17 protein-coding genes are annotated in these 20,432 nt (G+C 62.6%); 7 read left to right on the plus strand and 10 right to left on the minus strand.

Annotated elements, in window-relative coordinates:
- Both A3E1_RS47880 and A3E1_RS0103740 read left to right on the plus strand, forming a co-directional pair.
- On the plus strand, positions 1-237 hold a 237-nt coding region (locus tag A3E1_RS47880; protein ID WP_211215848.1), incomplete at its 5' end, for a hypothetical protein.
- Positions 238-457: 220 nt separating this feature from the next.
- On the plus strand, positions 458-1,447 hold the full coding sequence (locus tag A3E1_RS0103740) for an IS481 family transposase (protein ID WP_020519402.1): 990 nt from the start codon (positions 458-460) through the stop codon (positions 1,445-1,447).
- Between the two features lie 90 nt (positions 1,448-1,537).
- Here the strand turns inward: A3E1_RS0103740 and A3E1_RS38795 are convergent, their stop codons facing one another.
- Positions 1,538-1,732, minus strand: coding sequence for a hypothetical protein (locus tag A3E1_RS38795; RefSeq protein ID WP_020519403.1), 195 nt, complete (start codon positions 1,730-1,732; stop codon positions 1,538-1,540).
- A 238-nt stretch (positions 1,733-1,970) separates the two neighbouring features.
- Positions 1,971-2,747: a hypothetical protein gene (locus A3E1_RS38800; protein ID WP_157631294.1), complete on the minus strand. Its 777-nt coding sequence runs from the start codon at positions 2,745-2,747 to the stop codon at positions 1,971-1,973.
- 868 nt (positions 2,748-3,615) lie between these two features.
- Here A3E1_RS38800 and A3E1_RS0103765 point away from each other — a divergent pair.
- Positions 3,616-4,278: a hypothetical protein gene (locus A3E1_RS0103765; RefSeq protein ID WP_040390332.1), complete on the plus strand. Its 663-nt coding sequence runs from the start codon at positions 3,616-3,618 to the stop codon at positions 4,276-4,278.
- Positions 4,279-4,503: 225 nt separating this feature from the next.
- On the opposite strand, the gene A3E1_RS38805 is transcribed toward A3E1_RS0103765, so the two are convergent.
- The 3 genes from A3E1_RS38805 to A3E1_RS0103780 all read right to left on the minus strand — a co-directional run bounded on the left by A3E1_RS38805 (position 4,504) and on the right by A3E1_RS0103780 (position 7,521).
- On the minus strand, positions 4,504-4,776 hold the full coding sequence (locus tag A3E1_RS38805) for an IS110 family transposase (protein ID WP_020519408.1): 273 nt from the start codon (positions 4,774-4,776) through the stop codon (positions 4,504-4,506).
- 604 nt (positions 4,777-5,380) lie between these two features.
- Positions 5,381-6,712: a PQQ-like beta-propeller repeat protein gene (locus tag A3E1_RS0103775; protein WP_169454362.1), complete on the minus strand. Its 1,332-nt coding sequence runs from the start codon at positions 6,710-6,712 to the stop codon at positions 5,381-5,383.
- A 29-nt stretch (positions 6,713-6,741) separates the two neighbouring features.
- Positions 6,742-7,521 carry a hypothetical protein gene (locus tag A3E1_RS0103780; RefSeq protein WP_020519410.1) on the minus strand — a complete coding sequence of 260 codons (780 nt, stop codon included), beginning with the start codon at positions 7,519-7,521 and terminating at the stop codon, positions 6,742-6,744.
- Positions 7,522-7,918: 397 nt separating this feature from the next.
- On the opposite strand from A3E1_RS0103780, the gene A3E1_RS45890 reads away from it, so the two are divergent.
- Together A3E1_RS45890 and A3E1_RS38810 are read left to right on the plus strand one after the other, a co-directional pair.
- Positions 7,919-8,674, plus strand: coding sequence for a toll/interleukin-1 receptor domain-containing protein (locus tag A3E1_RS45890; protein WP_157631295.1), 756 nt, complete (start codon positions 7,919-7,921; stop codon positions 8,672-8,674).
- Between the two features lie 577 nt (positions 8,675-9,251).
- A complete protein-coding gene (locus A3E1_RS38810) occupies positions 9,252-9,488 on the plus strand; it encodes a GNAT family N-acetyltransferase (RefSeq protein ID WP_020519412.1) in 237 nt (78 codons plus the stop codon).
- A 259-nt stretch (positions 9,489-9,747) separates the two neighbouring features.
- On the opposite strand, the gene A3E1_RS0103795 is transcribed toward A3E1_RS38810, so the two are convergent.
- Positions 9,748-12,294, minus strand: a complete 2,547-nt coding sequence (locus A3E1_RS0103795) for a BTAD domain-containing putative transcriptional regulator (RefSeq protein ID WP_020519413.1) — start codon at positions 12,292-12,294, stop codon at positions 9,748-9,750.
- Positions 12,295-12,451: 157 nt separating this feature from the next.
- Between A3E1_RS0103795 and A3E1_RS0103800 the strand changes: the two genes are divergently transcribed.
- Positions 12,452-14,245, plus strand: a complete 1,794-nt coding sequence (locus tag A3E1_RS0103800; RefSeq protein WP_020519414.1) for an Hsp70 family protein — start codon at positions 12,452-12,454, stop codon at positions 14,243-14,245.
- A gap of 536 nt (positions 14,246-14,781) precedes the next feature.
- On the opposite strand, the gene A3E1_RS0103805 is transcribed toward A3E1_RS0103800, so the two are convergent.
- From A3E1_RS0103805 to A3E1_RS0103820, 4 genes are all read right to left on the minus strand, one after another.
- The gene (locus tag A3E1_RS0103805; protein ID WP_157631296.1) at positions 14,782-15,342 is read right to left on the minus strand and encodes a hypothetical protein; all 561 of its coding nucleotides are present in this window, start codon (positions 15,340-15,342) and stop codon (positions 14,782-14,784) included.
- Positions 15,339-15,743, minus strand: coding sequence for a hypothetical protein (locus A3E1_RS0103810; RefSeq protein WP_020519416.1), 405 nt, complete (start codon positions 15,741-15,743; stop codon positions 15,339-15,341). The genes A3E1_RS0103805 and A3E1_RS0103810 overlap by 4 nt, the downstream gene beginning before the upstream one ends.
- The gene (locus A3E1_RS0103815; protein WP_157631297.1) at positions 15,740-17,254 is read right to left on the minus strand and encodes a hypothetical protein; all 1,515 of its coding nucleotides are present in this window, start codon (positions 17,252-17,254) and stop codon (positions 15,740-15,742) included. Before A3E1_RS0103815 ends, A3E1_RS0103810 begins: the two co-directional genes overlap by 4 nt.
- A 995-nt stretch (positions 17,255-18,249) precedes the next feature.
- Positions 18,250-19,146, minus strand: coding sequence for a serine hydrolase domain-containing protein (locus A3E1_RS0103820; protein WP_020519417.1), 897 nt, complete (start codon positions 19,144-19,146; stop codon positions 18,250-18,252).
- A gap of 393 nt (positions 19,147-19,539) precedes the next feature.
- On the opposite strand from A3E1_RS0103820, the gene A3E1_RS0103825 reads away from it, so the two are divergent.
- Complete coding sequence (locus tag A3E1_RS0103825; RefSeq protein WP_281167365.1) at positions 19,540-20,265, plus strand: helicase associated domain-containing protein; 726 nt, start codon at positions 19,540-19,542, stop codon at positions 20,263-20,265.
- Positions 20,266-20,432: the final 167 nt, after the last annotated feature.

Consider the following 20,432-nt stretch of genomic DNA (forward strand, 5'->3'; position numbering starts at 1 on the left):
ATCTGGGCTGACACCTCTGGCTGGCACATCGGAAGCACCGGGCTGCCGGCAGATGCCGTATCAGCGGTGAACATGGGTGGCACGCACCCCCAGGGGCTTGCCCTCAAAAACGGTGTCGTACAACACATCTACACCGATACGAGCGGCTGGCACATTGCCAGTACGACGCATTGGTCGAGGCAAGCATCAGCAGTAAACATGGGCGGGCAATGGCCCCAGGCGCTAATGCTCCAATAACATAATGATGGTGCCGTGGGCAAGCACAAAGGTGTCTGCCCACGGCACCGGACCTCACCACCCGGGCGCCGTTGGCCGTTCCTTCAGCATCCAGTGGTGCGCCTGGGTTAAGCAATCTACCGGGACACGACAAAATGTCCCCGAAATGCCTAGGTCCACTTGATTCTAAAACTGACGAAGATCGTTGACACTTCGGGTCTCCAGAACCGTTGGAGACAAAGTGAACCAGCCCCCGGAAGACTCACCGAAGCCGCAGCCGCTTGATCGTGATGCTAAACGCCGTCTGGCGATGATCCAGCATGTCGAGGAAGTGTCGGGCAATGTGGCTTTGACCTGCCGATACTTCGGTATCAGCCGCCAGGCGTACTACCTGTGGTACCGCCGCTACCAGGCCGAAGGCGTCGATGGCCTGCGTACCCGGTCGAAACGGCCGAAGAACATTCGCAACGAGACCCCAGCCGAGGTCGTCGGCAAGATCCTGTACCTGCGGCAGAGCTACCACTTCGGCCCACGCAAGATCTCTATGTACCTCAAGCGGTACCACGACGTACAGATCTCCACCTCGGGTGTGTGGCGCATCCTGCACCGGGCTGGGGTCGGCCGCCTGCCCGCCTACCAGCGCTACAAACAGCACAACAAGCGGTGGAAACGCTACGAGAAACAGCAGCCCGGCCACCGGCTGCAAATCGACGTCAAATTCCTCGAGCGCTTGCCTGGCTCCCGCCGCCGGTTCTACCAGTTCACCGCGATCGACGACTGCACCCGCCTGCGCGTGCTGCGCGCCTACCCGGCCTGCAACCAGAAAACCGCGATCCAGTTCGTCGACTACGTGCTGTCCAAGCTGCCGTTTCACGTGGAGGTCATACAGACTGACAACGGCGCCGAATTTCAGACCCAATTCCACTGGCACGTAACAGATTTAGGCGTCCGCCATGTCTACATCAAACCCCACACCCCACGCCTCAACGGCAAAGTCGAACGATCACACCGCATCGACGCCGAAGAGTTTTACCGACTCCTGGATGGCGTCGTGATCGACGACGCCCAGCTATTCAACATCAAGCTCCAGGAGTGGGAAGATTACTACAACTACCACCGCCCCCACGGCGGCCTCAACGGGCAAACACCCTACGAACGCCTCAAGCAAAAGACCGCCGACCCGAAAGTCAACGGTCTTCGTCATACCTACAATCAGCGTCGGCCTGTCTAGTCCCACCTGATGCTTAGCTTTTCCGTCCCAGGTGATGGTTAACCGGTGGCCTAGATTTATGATGGGTTGTTTGCTTCGGCGCTCAGCCGCCTAGCCTGGCAGGTCTTCCGGTACTGGTAGACCGTCGGTCACCAGAGTCCATAGTCGTCGGCAGGCTGCGTCTTCGCTGTCAAACTTTTCGATGTTGGACCGGCCACCACGTTCGCTGTAGTACACGATCCATTTAGCGCCTTCGCGTTTGATGGCGAAGCCGTCATCGGGACGGCCGCCTTTGAGGCTGACCACGACGGCAGCACGGCGGGCTCCATGCGCGTCAGCGCTCCCTGTAAGTCACTGAGCTTCATGGGCTCGATCATTGTGTCCGCGCGCTACCCTCGCCCGGCCCGCCGGTTCTGTCCGGGCCCGGTCTGTGGCACTTGCTGGGACAGCATCACTACCATCGGGTAAGCCACCATCCAGGTAGATCAGCTGCATCGGCAGCAGCGAGATAAGTTCAGGAGCACAAATATAGATATATATGGACTTACCCTACGTGGCAGGGAATTGAGGTGTAGAACCCGGTGTTGTGGCCAGCTGGACGTGTAAAGGTGACGCTCAAGGTGTTGTTACTTTCGTTTGGCTCCGCGAACGTGTTGGCATAGTCCAGTCTGATGAGGGCAGTCCCCGTCGCCTCGGAGGACAAGTCCGCTAGCCTGTCGACGATGGCTTGGTCATCCTGATTGGCAAATGCCTGCGGTGAATTGAAGAACGGGCCGCTCCAGATGCCCATGTATCTGTGTCGTCGCTCGAACATGGTGCCGTTGGGGAGGTTCGTCAGCGGCGCTCCTGAATAGCCGATGTGATACCTGACGATGACTTCGTTCTGACCAACTCCGTCAGGTCCCCATAGGCACTCGATCAACTGCGCGAAGAAGAAGTCGCCGCTTGGGTAGGTGGGAGACGGCTTTGGCTTTGCCGCCTGAGTGGTCGTGGTGGCAAGAACAGTCGCTGAAGGGCTTACGGGGCTCGCCGATGGAGATGGCGTGGTCGGAGAAGACGATGATGGTGAACTACTAGCGCCAGTAGTGCCAGGCGTAGATGCGGTGTTGGCGGTTCCGCTGGGGTGGCGCGAGTTAAGCAGCACCACCGTAGCGGCACCAGCTACCACAATCCCGCTCGCAACAATGACCGCGACTCGCCTTCGGCCGGGCAGAGCGGCGGCGTAGTGAATCTCCCGGGTCGCCCACCACGTGAGCGGGAGCAGCACGATGGTGGCAGCCAAACCAGCCAGAGCCTGACCGGTCTCTTGATCAAGCTCCAAGATAGACGAACACAACCACCAAGTGCCTAGAAATGCTCCTACGGCGACGATTGACGCCGATGCGAAGCGCATAGCCCGTCTCACGCCACCTCCAGTACGCACCCGCTCGACAGTGTCACCCCCCGAAGGGTAAATGGACATCCGCCAATCACCGGACCGGGTAGCCCGCTGCGAGGTCACCGCCTCGGCTCGGACGGGTTCTGCCGCACTGCGGAAAAACTGGATCTAACCACTTTCCGTTAATGTTGACCCGCTTGGTTTCAGGTGGCGAGGAGGACACGTTTCTGGAGTAGATCGAATTTGGCCCGGCCGTACATTTGACATTTGAGCATTTTGATGCGGTTGACCTGGCCTTCGACTGCGGCGGAGCGGTTCGATCCCCAGCTCATCGCGCAAACTGCTGGCCGGACTTCCAGGTTGCTAAGCCATTGAACATCAATGCCTGACTATCTGTTGTAGGTTCGTACGGGGTCTGGCTTGTTTCGAGGTAGGCGTAGCTCTCGTCAAAGATTTCGCGGTGTTGCAGGCAGTGGTGAAGTTGTCCGAGCCACCCCGAATCGGCAGGCATGCCAAACACTTTCATTGACTTAACAACGCACCAGCTCATCGCCGGGGCTCAACTCGTTTCAAGATCACAAAATGGCCTCATGACCGTATCGAAGCACCAGCACGGGCCCACGACTGCCCAAAAGAGACCGAGCGAGCCGGCGGACGCGAGCAGGCAGCTGGTTGCGGCGTTTCAAAGCGGGTCTGGGTGCGGTCGTCGTTTCGGACTGCGCCGTGCGAGTCGCACAGTAGGCCCAACGAGCTGATTCGCTGACGCGCGCAGCCATGACGGGCGTTTGACGCGGGTGAATACACTACTGCCGTGCCTGAAGCCAGTCCCGGCAAGAAGCCCAGGAACCCCCTCCGGGCAAAGGTACGTGATCTCGGTCAGCAGGTGGCCGCTATCACTGCCGCTCTTGGACTTGCCGCCGCGGTTGGGCAAATGTGGGACATCCCTTGGAAGAGTGCTCTTTCGCCGCTGTTGGCGGTGTGGGAGGTGACTATCCGGCCCGCTGCTACGTGGGTCTTCCACGTTCTTGTTTCCGTCCCGCTCGGCTGGATTGGCATACAGGCCGAAGTTCCAGCCTATGTGCGGGACTACCTGTCTGTGGGAATCATTTATGTGGCCTCGAAAGTGCGCAGTGGCCGACACCATCGAGGTGATTCTGGCTGGCCTGGCTCCGCTCTGGTGGTCATGTTCCTGATCCTTGAAGTCATAATGTGGCCTGCCTCTTTGGCCGGCTCGGTGGTATCTATCTTCCGGAACGCACGGAAGATCAAGAAGGAGCGTCAGGATAGGCAAAAGTTTATCGATATCATGCGCGATGACCCCAGCCATCCGGGGTATGAGGCGATAGATGATTGGGTCTACGCGAGCCCACAAGAGGTAAGAAACATCAAGAATGACATCAGTAAAGCGGTGTTCACGCTTGCACCATTGTTCTATCTTGGCGTCCTCCTATGTTTGAACTTCTGGATTCTTTGATGCGCGGATGCGGTGCGGTGCCAGCCGCTGTGCGCAGCTGAGGCGTTCTCCCTGCGCTGTGACGGCGCAGGCACCAGATTCGGCCAGCGTGATAATGAGCGGACCAGCGATGGCTGGCTGATCGCGGCCACGGCGCAGATGGGGTCGACGGTCCGATCGAGGGCTGCGCAGGTCGAGCACTATTCGGTGGATTGGCTGGCGAGGCAGGCTATTGTCCAATTTGCACTACCTTCTAACTTGACCTCTGTTGCTATTCATGTGACAGACCAGCGGACTTGACGGCGAGGCGACCAGAAGACTGTGTGGTGTCTCGATCGCCGCCGGCACCGCGACACCACCGTTGGCGTCTGCGGCAACAGCCAGCATTCCCGGCAGACGCGACACTCCTTTAGGATCGTCGGTGATCCTTGCCCGGGCGGCTGGTTTTCCTTGCTCGTCAACGATGACGACGCCGTGTTGGGTCTCGGCCCAGTCGATGCCACACCACCGTGGGCTCATTGAGAAATCCCGTACCTCACGACGCTCCGGCGAACGACCCTGGCTCCCCCGGTGCCGCGCCGTCCTGCCCTTGGAGTTCGCTGGCTCGGGGACGTTAAGGCGTCTGTCACCTTCGCACCATTGTGGACGGCGGTGAGATTGCGGCATTCCAGCCCTCGAACTCATGGGCTCGCCGTGCCCCAGTCAGGCTCGCTGACGCCTGCGTTGGACTGCTGGCTGCGGCCATCGCCGACCGGGTCGCGGCACCGACGGCTCTATTCACGCAATACGCCAAAGCACATGCCGGACGGGTGCTACCACCATTGGTAGCCACATTCGGCAAGGCATTGGCGCGAAAGCTAAGCATTGCCGACATCGCACGCACGCTAAAGCAAGCCCGGGACGTACGCATCTACCTGTCGCGCAACCGGTTCAGCCGTGACGCAGGCCCAATGCGAAGCGCGCCTGCGGGACTTGTACGAGACCCTGATCGCACGGCTTGAGCTTGACGTACCACCTGAAGCCTTTCAGCCCATCATCGATCACTTCGTCGCGATGGTCATCGCCGAGTGGGAGACCGAGGTCGTGAACCGCCCGGCGCAGTCACCGGCTGCAGGCCGGGTCGTTAGATCGCGAGCCGGAAGGTGCCCTCTGAGGTGGTGAGCATGACACCGGCTTTTGTTTGGGCCAGCATGTGACCGTGGCCGCTTAGCTTGATTGGCTCGATGGCCTGCCCGTTGCTCATATCGAACCGGTCGACCGCGTCGCCTTGTGGCCCGTGCCGCACGATGTGCAATACGTGGCCGATTGCCAGCATGCTGCTGTTTTCAAAGCTCATGTCTGGCGGTGCAGCCACCTGTGCGCGGGGTTTGCCGTCGGCCAGGCCGGCGAAAATGAGCCCTTCGTCCGACGCGGCACATATGCCATCATCGCCTGCGGCCAGCGAGGCGTAGGTTATGTTGCCCACTCTGGTAGTGAGCAGGTCGGCGTTTGCCTCGCACCGCCAGGCGACCTTACCGGTCGCCGCATTGAGAGCCAGGACTGCTGCGGTGCCGGATTGTTCCAGTACGGCGGCGTACATGGTGCCTTCGCGCAGGATCGGGCTGCTGCACAGTGCCGCGCTTAGCCGCCAGCGCAGCTGTCCGTTTAGGGGGTTAAACGCCACCAGCTCCGCACCGCCAGCGACCTTGCATACCGCGTGGGCAAGGTCATCGGAGGCTACCGCGAGCCAGTGCACACCGGCGCGATAATGCGGCTCGGTCGCCCATGCGCTGGGTACCGGCCATTCGGATCTGCCTGGGTCGGCGAGCCACTCGGTCAGGCCTCCGCCCGGCCTGATCCCCAGCACCGCGCCGCCATTCTTGGCCCATTGGACACTGGCGATCACGGATCCGCCTGGCGTGGCACCGAGATGATCGATGTAGTTTCCTGCGGCGAAAGCTCCACCATCAACCTGCCACACGTCGTCGCCGTCTGCCGGGTCGACGCAGTGCACATACCCTTCGTGGAACCCGATCAGCAGCCCCTTTTCCAGCAGGATCGGCTGTGCCGGGCCGGCGCTGTACTGGAAATCGCGGTGCCATAACGGTTTCCCGGTCGCCGGGTTGAGTGCTACCAGATGGCAGTGCCTGTTCTTGTCGCTAAAGCCGCCGTAGGCGTACAGATGCCCGCCAGCGCGCACCAGCCTGGCCGACTCCATCTTTGCGACCGCGTCGTCGTTGCGCCACAGCTGCTTTCCCGCCGCCGTGTCCAGGGCGATCAACTGCCTATCGTCGTTGGCCAAATAGAGCGCACTGTCGTCGGCGGCCAGATCGCCAGAGCCATCGACGACGAGATTGCTTTGCCAAAGGAAAGGCTTGTCTCGCGTACCCGCCGGATCCTTGAAGCCGGATCCGCTACCCGGATCGCGGCGAAGTGCCAGCCAGGCACCGCCGGCAACCGTTAGTCCTATCCCCACACCGGCTCCGAGGATCGTGCGCCGGCGCATTACTTTGCTGCCATTGACTGGAAACCGGTGAGCAGGCTGGCAATTTCCCGGTGACGCAGCGTGGCATCGGAATGTTTGGCCAGGTAGCTGGCGATCTCCTTTGCCCGCGTGCCGGCACACGCACGCACCTGCACCTCGGTGATACTCGGCGACCGTTCACCCCAAACGTATTCCTCATAGCCTTGCGGTGAGGCGTGGATGTTGATGGCAATGCCATCGCCCCAGTGCGCCTCGCGGCCGGCGGCCGAGACACCGTAGACGGAAAAACGCCACAGGAACACCAGGTGGTCGTCGCTTTGCTTGGGGCCCATAGTGATCGATAGCGCGTCCGCTGAACGAGGCGCCACCGCGAAATTGCGTGGGCTGGTTTCCTCCCAGTCGCCTTGGGCGACAGGGAACTTGAAGTCGTAGTTCAGGGTGGGGCCGAGGTCGCCGCCGCTGGCTAGCCCGCAGCCAGGTACCCGCAACAGGTCACGTACCACCAGTTTCACACCGGTGAGCACAGCCGTATCGTCCGCCGGGTTACGCAAGGTGACCAGCAGAACCGGCCGCGGATAGGCATCACCACCCCTAAGGTCCGCGACATCCGCCGCGTCCGGTGCGAACTCCAAATCGACGAGTTCCAGGCGTTCATCAACGGGCGCTTGCCGGTCAGGAAGGAGCTCTAACACCCCGAACACCGCCGCAACCACCAGGCCCGCGATAGCGGTGATCCCGCCGATCGCTTCCCACGAAGCCCGCCGCCGACGCCCAGTCACATTTGTCGATTTGTTGGTCACGTGTGCAAACCCTAGCCGCGCTCCAAATGAGACTCAAACCAGGTTTCAGCCACTAACCGGGGCCCGACCGGCGCACACCACAACCGGTTCGTACCAGTATTGACCACACAGTTCGCGTCTTCCGCCGACTGGGATGAAATGATTCCCGGCTACGCAAGGACAGAACGACTTCCCACACGGCGCTACGTGAAGCGCCCCGAGCCTGGTGGAGATCAGGGGTTCAACGAAAGTCGGGGCGCTTCACCGCTACGCTGGCGCTGGCCGCGTGAAACCCTGTGTCCATTCCCGGGGGTGAGCCTCAGGATTGTAGCTCCGTTTAGTGGATTGGGTTGACGGTGGGTCTACTGCGAGACTGTGGCTGTTGTCGATGTTCATTGGATGGTGACTGGTGTCTCGCGTGGAAGACGGCTTAAAGGCCGGATGCGGCGGCATCATTGGTAGTCTCTTGGTCTCAACCGTGGTCGGTTTGATATTTCAATCAATGACGGCCGCGCTATGGAGTGGCGCTGCTATCTTGGCGTTCTATGCCCCGCTAGTTGTCTGGGCAGCTGCCAGGGGAGAGCTCGGGGCAGCTCTTGACCAGCCAGCACCGGAACCAGAACCAATCGTCTCCATTCCCACGGCACACGCAGTTCCCGATAGGACACTGTGGGTGCGGGCACGGCAAGTTAACCGGCCCGGATTACTCGATCTGCCTCTGCATACACCTGATCCAGCCCAATCGGCGCCCGGACCGAACCCGCCAAATAGCTTTCCGTCGTCAACTAAACACGTCTTCATCAGCTACAGCCATCACGAAGCCGCCGACTATGTGAAGCGCCTCGCAAGATATCTGTCTAACTTGGACATTCCCGTATGGTACGACCATGAGATCATCACCGGCCATAAATGGGCCAACGTTATCCGAGAACGCATCCACACCAGCTCAGCTGTCATCGTTGTCATGACCCCCATGGCAGAACACTCCGACTGGGTCAGCAATGAAATCGCCGAAGCCCAGGACTACCAGAAGGCCATCCTCCCTCTTCTCCTCAAAGGCAACCGCTTCTTTAGCCTCGCCAGCCTTCAATATGTGGATGTCACGAGCGGCATCATGCCGGGCGATAATTTTGTCGCCCAACTTCGCGCCCTGCTCACTGAGCCTCGGCCCTAACGTCGAAGAGCCTAATCAAGCCGCCGGCGAGCACCAAGATGCCCGAGACCTGGACGTGTTGAAGATCAGTTGGCTGACACGGACCCCAACAGGACCGAGCCTGAAGACCTCATCTCCAGGCAGTGAAGGCACGCACTGGCGTAACCTGCACGACGCGGTGAGTACCGAGAGCGTCAGTGCAGTGGGCTGGATGAGTGGGAGCTGACTGTGGAGATCCACGGCCAGGCGACCCGATTCCGTCCGGCTGGCCAGATGCTTGTGGAGCTTGCTTCGGATTTCGTTGAGCTGCAACAGCTTCTAGAACGGCGGCACTCGTCCTCGTCCTCGGCGCTACGTCGGCTCACCCGAGCTACGGCGCAGATGGCCGGACTCATGTTCCTGACACTCATCAAGCTGGACGAGCCATTGGCGGCGCGGAGCTGGGCGCGTACCGCTCGCGTAGCTGCCGACGAAGCCGTGGATAACGACACCCGCTCGTGGGTACGAGCGCACGAGGCGTACGTCCATTACTACGCAGGCAACCTGGCGGAAGCGATAACCGTTGCGCGGCAAGCGCAGGCGCTAGCGGGGCGAAGCCATGGTTCGGTGTACCGCCTCGTATTCATTTCTGCGGCCTGCTGCCGATCTCACCCAATCTCTCTACCTCAAGGAGCTGTATGTGTCCGAAGCCGAAAGACGAAGCGGTGTCGGCAAGCTCCTGATGGACAGACTCATTGAGATCGCCCAAGAGACGGCTTGTAGTCGGGTGGAATGGACCGCGGACAGCGACAACCCTTTGGCGATTGCGTTTTATGAGCGGAGGGGTATGCGGTGAAAGCTGGGAAAATGCTGTATCGGGTAGGGATTGAAACGTAGTCGCCAGGCACTCCGCGATGTCCTTTGACACGAGCTCTGATTAGCCGGCTCAGCCAAGCCTGGCTCTGCCTGGGGTGCAGTTCAAGGCTGGGAAGTTCGAGGCACCTTGGAGCAACTGGAGCGCGGCAGTTGACCGGCTCGCGCCAATCCAATCTGTGCGCGGACAGGCTGAGGTAACGAAGATGCGGGCGATGCTTTGGATCGGCTGCGGTCGGATGTTATCCCGACCGTGGCGGGGTGAGCTGGTTTCGGCGCCGGCTCGCTCCGTGTGTGTTTGCGGCGTGCACGAGCTTCGCGGCTTGGGTGATTGCTGGTGTGGTGGCCGGGATTGCGGCGTCGGCGAGGGCTTTGCGCAGGTGTGCCAGGCGCCGTGCCGCCGCGGTGTGGGATCCGATGTGGACGGCTGCTTGGATGGATTGCAGGGCGAGGTTTTCGTTGAGCGGGTCGGTGTCGCAGGCTTTTTCCCATAGGGCGTGGGATTGGGTGGGGTCGTTTTCGGAGGCGAGTTGTGCGGCGTTGGTGTAGAGGTTGAGTTGCTGGCGGCGGATGTGTTCGCGGTCGGTGGTTATCCATTCGTAGTCTTGGTTTGCGGCTAGTGGGCCGTTGAGGTGGCTGATGGCGGTTTGCAGTGCGGTTAGTTGCTGGTTGCGGGGGAGGGCGGCGGCGTGGGCGGTGGCGTGTTGTGTTTGCCACCAGTCGATGTCGAGGATGTTTGGGTTGAGGGTGTAGTGGCCGCCGGTGTTGGTGACGGGTTCGAGGTTGCGGTCTGGTGTGGTGCCGGTGGTTTGGGCGTGGGCGGCGCGGATGATGCTGCGCAGGTTGGCGACGGTCGTGGACAGGCGTTCGCTGGCGCGGCGCATGGTGATGTCGGGCCAGAGTGCTTCCATGATGGATGACAGGGTGGCGCCGGCGGGGTTGACGGCGAGGTAGACGAGTAGTTCCAGGGATTTGGTGCGTAGTTTGGGCATGGGCCGCCCGTCGGGGCCGAGGATGGCAGGTTCGCCGAGGATCCGCGCCCACACTTTTACTTGTGCCGGGCTGGTTTCGCTGGCCGGTGTGGGGGCGGTCGTGGTCGTGTTTGCCGGTGCGGGTTCTGGCTGGGTTCCGGACGCTTCGGCGATGGCGTGGAGCGCATCATTGGCGATTGAGCTGTCCACATGCGACAGGCGTGTTTTGTGTTGTGTGACACCGTCTGTGTCGAGGGTGAGGGTGTGCCCAGCGGGCCAGTCGCCGATGAGGGCGACGGTGATGCCAAGGTTGGCGCCGACGGCGATCGCGGTACTGAGGCGGGGATGCCAGCGCGGGTCGGGGACGTCGGTGAGCAGCAGCAGCGGCGGCAAAGCTGGCGCACCGTCGGTGTCGGCTGCGGTGCGCGACCGGCTAATCAGTTGTTCTTCCACTTGTGTGAGGGAGTCTGCGGCGGTGCCGGTGACGGTGAGGCCGTCGATGGCAGGGGTGTGCGGCTGGACGAGCAACCGCCGCAGGGTTTGCGCGGGGATGATGACCTGTGCGGCCGGGCCGTCCGCGTCGAGGGTGTGTGCGGACAGGGCGGCGATGAGCAGGGCGCGTGCGGCACCGTCGGCGCCCGGCCCGCTCAGGGCGGTGCCGGTGGGCACGCCAAGTCCGGTCAGGTCGGGCAGCGCCTGTTCTTCTGGCGCCACGGTTACCGGTTCATCTTCAGGCGCCGGAATAGTTTCGGGTTGCTGGTGTTGCCAGCGGCGGCGCAGGGCGTGACGTAGCCGGGCCGCGATGGCCAAGGCGGGGGCCGGATGCGGGGTGGTGTGCGTGCTGGTGGGCAAGTAGCGGTGGCGGCGCCGGTTCCATGCGCCTGCGGCGATGGCGAGCATTAGGCCGGCCATCGCGGGGACCATCCAGCCGCCTGGCACGCTGATGCCACCGTCTTCGGTGATGTCGTCGTGCGCATCGCCGCTGGGGCCGGTGTCGGGTGTGGATGGTTGCAGCACCGTTGATGCCAATGGTGAAAACCCGGTTACGGCAGGTGCAGCCGGCTGCGGTGTGGCCGTTGCCGGGCCGGTACTGGAAGGTGTGGTGGTATGCGGCGCCAACGGTTCGGGTTCAGGTGCTGTCTGTGCGTTGTCGTCTGGCGGCCGCACTACGTCTGTGCCCGGCGGCGGGACCGCATCGGCGGGCAACAGCAAATCCCAGCCCGGGTAAATCAGGTTACAGTCGCGTAAGGTGCCGCCCTGGCGCGGGAAATGACGATGCTTGTTGAGCTGGCAGATCTCAGGCCACCGGCTGGCGTCACCGAGCCAGGCCTTTGCGATCACAGACAGGTACTCGCCTTTACGCACCACGTGCGTGTACTGGTGTGCTCCCACCATCACACGTACCGGCACCAGCGCTGCCGTTTCAGATCGCGCCTGCGCGGCAGTGGTTTCGTCTGCCGCGGCACTGGCAGACGCGGTTACAGGCGATGCTGAAGCAGGGGAAGCGATCGCGGTGGTGACAACGGATGCTCCAACAACGCCGCCGATAGCCGTATGCAACGGGACCGCGAGTTTAGGCAGCGGCAGCCGGATCCGCAGAAACACCGCGGCAATCCGCACCACCGTCACATAGGCCAGCAACACCCACAGCAGTCCCGCCGCAACACCGGCGGCGTTGACCAGAAGCGGCACCAGCGAGGCGACACCGGTTTCACCCGGGGAATCCAGGCGCGGCACCGGAACCGGCTGCCACGGAAACCACCACCACAGCCCGGCGGGTACAGCGGCCAGCACCACGATTACCGCTAGGCCGCGCATTGCCACAAATATTGACCTGTCCATTCCGGCACCCGCCTCCCGGCAGTCACACCCTCTTTGTCACAGCGATCACGTCCAATGTATACATCAGGCGATTGCTCATGGGGTGGCAGTATTTTGGGTGGACACTGTCACACCCGTGCGGCATTCTTGATCGATGATTCAACATGCCTTGATCATTGACTACGGCATGTCCGCGGCCAAGGCCGCCGCCGCCGGCCCCACGACACCGCCGCAACTGATCACTTTCGACGGCCACTCCTATGTGAGCACCACTGTTTACCCCGACGAACGCGGCAACGTTCACCTCGCACCGGCACCGGGCAGCAAGCCGGTGTGTCCGGCCGCCGCATTCGGCAAAGACCCGGCCGACAGTGCGGCAGACCCGGCCACCCTCGCAGCCGTCACGCTGCGCCACATTCACACCACTGCCACGGCCCAAACAGGACACGCCTTCGACACGACTGTCCTGCTCGTTCCCGCCTACAGCGGCCCGCAGTGGCGCAACACGCTGCGCCGCGCCGCTGGGCGCGCCCAGCTTCCGGCACCACAGTTGGCCGACTCCGCGACGACCCACCTCGACGCGCTGACCGCCGCCGGCGCGCCACACCCCGACGGCTCCATCACCGCGATCTGCGACCTCGGCGCCGCCGCCACCGACATCACCGTTGTGCAAAATGTCAACGGCCGCCACGAAATCCTCGCCGCCACCCGCGCCCGCGAAGTCAGCGGCGACACCATCGACATCCTCATCGCAGCGCACCTTTATCCCGAAAACCCGGACACCACAGGCGATCCAGCCGAGCTAGCTATCGCCCAAACACTCAAACATCAGCTGTCGGCATACCCCACGGCAACAGCGGACGGTAAAACGCTGACCCAAACCGAACTGCGGCAACTCGCCCATCCATTGTGGACAGCCCTCGCCGGCGCCATCAAACAAGCCGCCGCCCACAGCGACACCACCCTCGGCCAGTGGGCCGGCCTATATATGCGCGGCGGCACAGCACAACTTCCCGGCGCCGCAGATGCCCTGCACCACTCGCTCGGCATCCCCGTCATCACCGTCGCCGACCCCGCCACCGCAGCAGTTCGCGCCGCAGCCACCCGCCAACACACCACAGCCAACCCAACGCCGACAACCAAACCCGGCCTCAAAGCAGCAAAACTCGCCAGCCCACTCCTGCTCATCGCCGCATCCATCCTGCTGTTCACCCACACCCTCATGGCCGCAGACGTCTACGCCGCCACGTACAGCACCGGCCAGAAAATCATCACCGCGTGGGCCGCCTACGGCCTGGCAGCCTTCATCGCCCTGCACGCCGCCGCCACCATCGGCCACCTCCTGGCGGCAGCGGGGGATAACACCCCAGACGCAAAACGCCGACGCCGCAACCTCAGAACGGGCGCCATCTTCACCGGCCTGGCCGCTGCCGTCATCTACGGCCTGACCGCACAGCTTTACCTCGAAACCGACGGCAACCCCATCCTGCCCATCACCATGTGGTGCACCATCCCTGCCGCGGTCGTCCTCCTTGCCGCACACCACCTCACCCCCGCCGTAGCCCGGCCGCGCTCGCTACCCGCGAGCTCACTGCTATGCGCCGCAGCAGGAACAGCCGCCATCACCGCCGGACTATCCGGCGACATCACCTTGTTCGGCCAGGACAAAGCGACCTGGACCATTCTCATCTGGGCAGGCGGCGGCTTATCTGGTGCCGCGATCGGGCTGCTGCTGACCCGAAGCCCCGGCGCGCGCATCTACACCTGCGGCATCCTGGCCATCATCGGGATGATGCTGGCCAGCATCAGCACCCGCGACACCATCGCATACACCTACGTCATCACCGCAACGATGTGGACAGCCGGGCAATCCATCGCCGCCCTCGTCGATCCTGCACGGCTCAAGAAATTCCTCAGCCCGGATAGCAACACCCCCGCCAGCAGCTGACACGCGCGCAGCTTCGCCACCCCTGGGCGATCACAGCAAACAAAGGACGCAGCCGAACAGCACACCACGGCACCGGCTGGCGAACGGGGGATTGGTGCACGGATTCGGTGCACGCTGGCGCCTGCGCCTTTCGGCATGGGCGGCGGACCGTTGACAGCCTTACGTTCTGGCAGGATCGCTAGCCGGGGGAGTACAGCACGTAGTGTGGCCACGGCCATCACATAGTGGCTTCACCCACATTGCGTTAACCCCAGATCGGCTTGACGAAACTTCAGGCGAGCCCGTCATGCCCGTGGCGCTGCGGTCCGCCCACGAATCATCAGCGGCGCCGCGCGGCTTGCCCTAGGCACACGAATACGAGTATCTAGAGACCACTGTCTGCGGTGGTAAGACGAATCGCGGCAGTGCCCGGGCTGGCAGCGGTTTCGAAGACCTCGTGTGGGCAAGCGCCGGCGTGACGTCCTGTCCGGCCAACTTGGGGATGGGCCGCAGGCGCGGCACCATCAGCCGAGCAGCTGACGGAAACCGGCCGGGATTTATTCGGCGGCCACGAACCGGATATGCCGTGCGCTCAGGTCGGTGATGAGCCGAATACCGCCGATCGTGGTGTTGGCATCCAGGGTGGCGTTACCGGCGGCCCAGCCAGCCGCCGACGCACGATGTTCCGGGATCGTCGTAAAGACAAGTTCTGCGGCAGCCGAATACAAGGTCGTGCAGATCGTGGAGCCGAGCGGGTGACGGCAGGACGCGGACACACTGCGGACCTTGCTGCCATCGTGCAGGACCGTCACGCTCATAGGGGACAAAGCCGGTGCGACACACAAGGTGCGCTGTTGAGCAGCGTTGAGGTACCCGGCCGGTTCCGGTACGTCACATGTCCATGCGGCTTTTCCCAGCCAATCCTGCGTGATCAGGCTGACCGTGACACCCGGCAAGTACGCCCGCCCGGCGGTGGGGAATCCGGCGGCAACAGCAAGGGGAAGCGCGGGGCCTTTCGGGGGTGGTTCGCCGATTTTCGCCGCAACCACACCAGTGACAACGCCGACGACCAGGCTCACGGCGACCATGACGGCGATCGTGAGCCGTGAAGGGGTCATGCCGGCCATCGTTTACCGTCACCTTCAACCGTGAGGTATAACGTGCCCGGGACGGATGCTTCAAGGGTGTAGATGTACCTGCCGATCGTTGCGGCTGCTGAGGTTCGGGCCTGGACGTGGCCGGTGACCCACGACGCGATTTCGGTGACACTGGCTTGGTCGCCGCTATAAGGGATCGTGGCTATCCAGGTCAGGAACACCAATGTGCCGGGGCCGGGTTCAAGGTTTGCTTCGATACGCACGATCGCGCTCACACGGGTCACCGCATTCCCGGCGGTGGCGACGGTCGCCTCGAACCCTGCCGCCCCAACGTTGAGCTCGCAGGCGTACACGGTTGCGCGTTTCTGCTTACACGTGAAACCGCTGGTTTGCAGCGGGCTGATGACATCGCTGGCATTCAAGCCGGGGATGCAGTGAAACGACGTGGCGACAGCCAGCGCACCGGGCCGTAACGAGCCGCGCGGCCGCCACCGGACAGGTAAAACGAGGCCGCGGTGGCAATCAGCATCGCGGCAACACACAGGCCCACCTGTTTGATCGCGCTTGTGAACATGTCATCCTCCGTTTCGGACGAAGGCCGCCCACTGGGACAGGAACACGGCGCCGCTAACACCGAACACGTTCTGGCAAATGTTGCTAAAGGCGGGCAGTGCCGTAAACGGTTCCGGGCCGGCATCGGCGTGACCTGCCACCGCAGCGTAGAACTCCGTCGCCGCCGCGGCCCCTTAAGCTGTTGTGCTAGCAGGAAAACCGTGGCCGCCTGCGCATAGTGCGCACCGGTATCCCCGCTGTAGAAAGAATCCGACCGGGGCAGCGACCCGGTGAAGCCCGTTCGGGCGTGATGGCGGTAGGCGGCGGCACGGTGCGGGCTGTCAAGCGTTTCCGTCCACGCAGCGAACCCCTCGACCGCCCACACCGGCGCACCGCAATAGAAATCGTCGAACCCGGCGCCGACTTCCCGGGCGCGTGCGGTAACAGCATGGGCCAGTTCATGGCGGATGACATGTTGGGGATCGTCTTTGGCGGCATCAGTTCTCATCAGGTTCACCACCACCCGCGATCCGGCGAACTGGCCGGAGAACAGTGCACCGTTGGCACGCACGCCCAAGCGCGCCGTAGCGATTCCCTCAACGGTGTCGCGGTAGTGAGGCGCCGAACCAAACCCATACCACGTCTTAAACGCCTGCGGGTCGCGGGTAAAAAACAGCATGCTTCCCGGGTAACGCAACCGGCCGCCCCACAACGCGTCGATACGGTGCGCTTCACCAGTGGCCAGGGCGACGTAACGGTCAAGGTCGGTGACGGACGTATCTGCGGCCAGCCACACATTGCCGGCCTTCTTGACCGTCAACGCGGTGCTGTTCCATGGCGCATCCGCGAAAGGGCCCTCGACACCTTGCATGCCCGTGCTGCCGTGCGTCTTGCCGACAATGTCGGTGACAATCAGCCGGCTGTCCTTGGCCGACACTGTGTACCGCCACGTTTCACCGGGAAGCACGCCAGCCCCGGCGTCATCGATACTCAACTGCAAGATCCCGACAACGTCGAAGGCAACACGGCCATCGGGCAGACGGACCGGATGACGCACGGGGACATAGCCGAAGCTGGCGAAGGTGAGCTGACGGTAATTGGCGAAAAGCATCCGCTGCTGGCTGCGCAGCCCAGGCTTTGCTATGTCGAGGTCGGCCAGAAAGGCGGCCTCGTCGCCAGACCGCACCGCAGCGGCCCTGCGCGCCAGAATGCCGGCAAACGCAGCCGCATCCGCCGACACGCCGATCGCCGTTTCGCCAGTGATGATTGGCCCGGACGGGCCGGTGCACCCGGCGGCAAACATGGCAGCGCCCGCGGTCATAACCGCACGGCGCGACCAGACAGTCATCAGTCCCCCGCGATAGGTTGCAGGTTCATCCATTGTGGACAATCGAAGCGTTCACACGCGAATGTAGCGCACACTCCATGCACACACTTACCCGTTTATGTATTTGAANNCATCACCGCGACTCGCCTGGCCAACCCAAACACCGGCAAGCCCATGATGGCAATCCACNCGNNCNCAACAGGCCGGACATCACCGGGCAACCCCATAAGCAGCCAGCCATACAATGGGCATGGCGCCCAAAACAAGCCTGCAAACCTGCAACCCTCAGACAGCGACCTAGCGGCCGCCCACCTGGGCGCAGCCGACGCTTTCCGCGCCCCAACACGGGCACCTGCGCATACCCGCATGCCATGTCGTCGACGGCACCATGTGGCAGGAGTTCGTATGTTGTGTCGCCGAGGTGAGCCTTGCCGCCGGTGAACTGTAGTGTGCCGCCGCATGGCATCGCGATCATCGCAGGCGGTGAGAGTGTTACGGGGTCACCTGTTTTCGTGTCTTTGCTCGGGGCGAGTACTTTCGGCTGATCTGCGCCACTGGTTTGAATGAAGCTGTGCCCATCCCAGAGGTATGAGCGGCGGTGAGCTGGGGTGAAGACCGAGTAAAGCTTCGTCAAGAGGTCGATGTGTTCGTACCAGGCGGCGACGTTCACCATTCGGTCTTTGACGGTGACGCTGAGCTGGCGGGCGTGTGCCACACCAAGGTAGGCGACTGCGGCGAGTTGGTGGTCGGCGTTGAGTTGCACCTGTCGTCGGTGGCGGGCTACATATTCGAGCACCCAAGGCGTGGCAGACAGGCCGAGGGCGGGGGACAGGGGGAGAACGCAACCATCCCTATATCTAGTCTCGTTCCGGTCCCTGCGCAGCAGCGAGCGCGTCGCTGCGGGCTGTGCGAGCCGTGTCAGAGACTCTCGAACGCCTTACTGGCCGCTATGCCGCTTCAGCCGTTGCAGGATTGTCTTGTGACTGGCCGTTGTCGACCTCGACATGTGATCTTGGATGGGCGCACCGGCGGGAAGCGGGTGGGGTCGCTTAGGGGACGTAGCGGAGAAGGGAGCGCAGGACGGACAGTGGATCCGTCGTCTCCTCATTCGATAGGAGCGCGATGCATGCCCGCGGCTCAGGGAACCAGACGACCAGAGTCCGAAAGCCCGGGTTGTCGCCTGGGTGTAGCAGGGCCGCCTTGCCGTCCACCACGGCGGAGTACAAGCCGTAGCCGTAACTGGACGTCGTCACCAAGCCAAACTGGCGCGGCATGGGATAGTGAGCGGCGCCAAGGAGCGCCAGCGTAGGCGGTGACAGGAGCTGTCCACTGTGGAGCAGCGTACTGAACTCGGCCAGGCCGCTAGCCGTCGCCCATATGTCACGGGTGCCCGGCAGCGCGCTCAGGGCGTTGGTCTCGATGGGCTCGCCGTCACGGTAGCCGGAGGCCACAGTGGCCCCAGCTGGCGGATCACCTGCGAGTATCGATGCGACCCCGAGCGGAGCAAAGATCTGTGAATTCACATAGGACGAATAGTCTTGCCCGGTGGCGACCTCCAGCACACGGCCGGCAAGAGCGTACCCAGGGCTGCTGTAGAGCCACGATGATCCAGGCTCAAACAAAAGTGGCGCCTGCTGCAACAGCGACATCCGCTCCAGCACTGGCAGGGTCGCATCCACATCGAACCCGGGTATCTCCGGCCGCCAGTGCCCGACGCCTGAGGTGTGGCTGAGCAGGTGGTGCAGGGTGACCCTCGCATCGGGGAAGTCCGGCAGCCAGTGCATCACCGGGCGGTGCAGGTCGAGGCCTGCGGCAAGAACTGCTACCGCGCAGATGTGTTTGCCGACCGAGGCCAAACTGTAGAAAGTCGTGGCGGTGTGAGGGATCTGGTGGACGACAGTGCCGTCTACGGTGACTGCGGCGGCCCCCCGAAAGCTGTGCGTCATCCGGCCACGATAGCGGCTTGAACAGGCGATCCTTCAATCCCGGATCTGCCAACCGGACGGAGTAGAGCCTTGGCGATCCGCCGCGCACCCTGCCTGCGGAAACTCACCCATCCTGGCAAGCATCCGCGTCACAGAACCATCGGGGACTCAAACGCGACAATCCTGCTAAGGCGAAAACCCTTACCAGGAAACAGATTACGAATCCTGCGACTATCGGCAGCGCCTAATTTGAAGTAAGCCCAGCATCCGGCGTAGGGGTTTGTTATACAAAGTCAACGTCGGCGCCACTCGCGCGCGGGTTTGGTTCCTGCATTTGCTGTGTGGAAAATGATTCCTATGCCTGGCCAGAAGTCAGCCACCGGAAGTGGCCGGTCCTCGAGCGAGCCGGCGCGGATGCAAATTAGTGCCGAACGGCTAACGCAGGTGCTAAGAGCGGCACGGTCTTTTGCCAAGACGCATGGGCATCTGCAGGTACGGGTGCGTGAGGTCGTGAACGGGGTTCATTTGGGCGGGTTTCTGGCTAGATGCCGTACCGCGTATGCCAATGGCCGTCTTGATCCATCGATCGCAGCGGCTTTGGAAGAGATTGCGCCAGGCTGGACCGTCACCGTTCTGGGCGGTCTGGGGCGCTACCAGCCGATGCTGCAGGCGGCTCAGGAATACTTCGATGCCTATGGCCATGTGCGGGTGCCGAAGGCATATGTCGCACCGTCCGGTGTGGGCCTCGGGTGGTGGCTTTCGGATCGGCGTAACCAACTTCGTGCAGGAACGCTCAATCCGCTGCTGCAGGAACGGCTGTCGAGCATCGATAAGTCGTGGGCTGACCCGTTGTCGCCGTGGGAGGCCAAGCGGGAGCAGTACGCCGCCCGGATGCTGCCTGCGCTGCTGGAGTTTCGTGGCGAGCACGGTCACACCGAAATACCGTCGCGCCACATCACCGCTGACGGGCTACGGCTGGGCAAATGGTTACAGAAACGCCGTCTCGAAAAGCGTGAAGGCAAGCTCGATGCGACTGTGGCAAAGCAATTACGCGAAGCGGGAGTCTCTTGGACCCCGCGAAGCCCTAAGCGCTCGAAGCAACCAAAACGCCAACCGGAACAGGGCCAGGATGAGGCATAGCCCGTGGCGGATTCCTGGTGTAGCCAGGTTGTTCGATCGCCGGAACCCGCTAACGAGCGTCAAATCTTTCGTACCCGGATCGGTGGAAGGTAGGTGCTGGGTTGGTCTCGTCGCCCGCGTCAGTTCGCGTGCAACGCAGCCGTTGCGCCATGCGGCATCTCCGCATG

Source organism: Catelliglobosispora koreensis DSM 44566 (genome assembly GCF_000379685.1).
GTDB classification, from domain to species: Bacteria; Actinomycetota; Actinomycetes; order Mycobacteriales; family Micromonosporaceae; genus Catelliglobosispora; species Catelliglobosispora koreensis.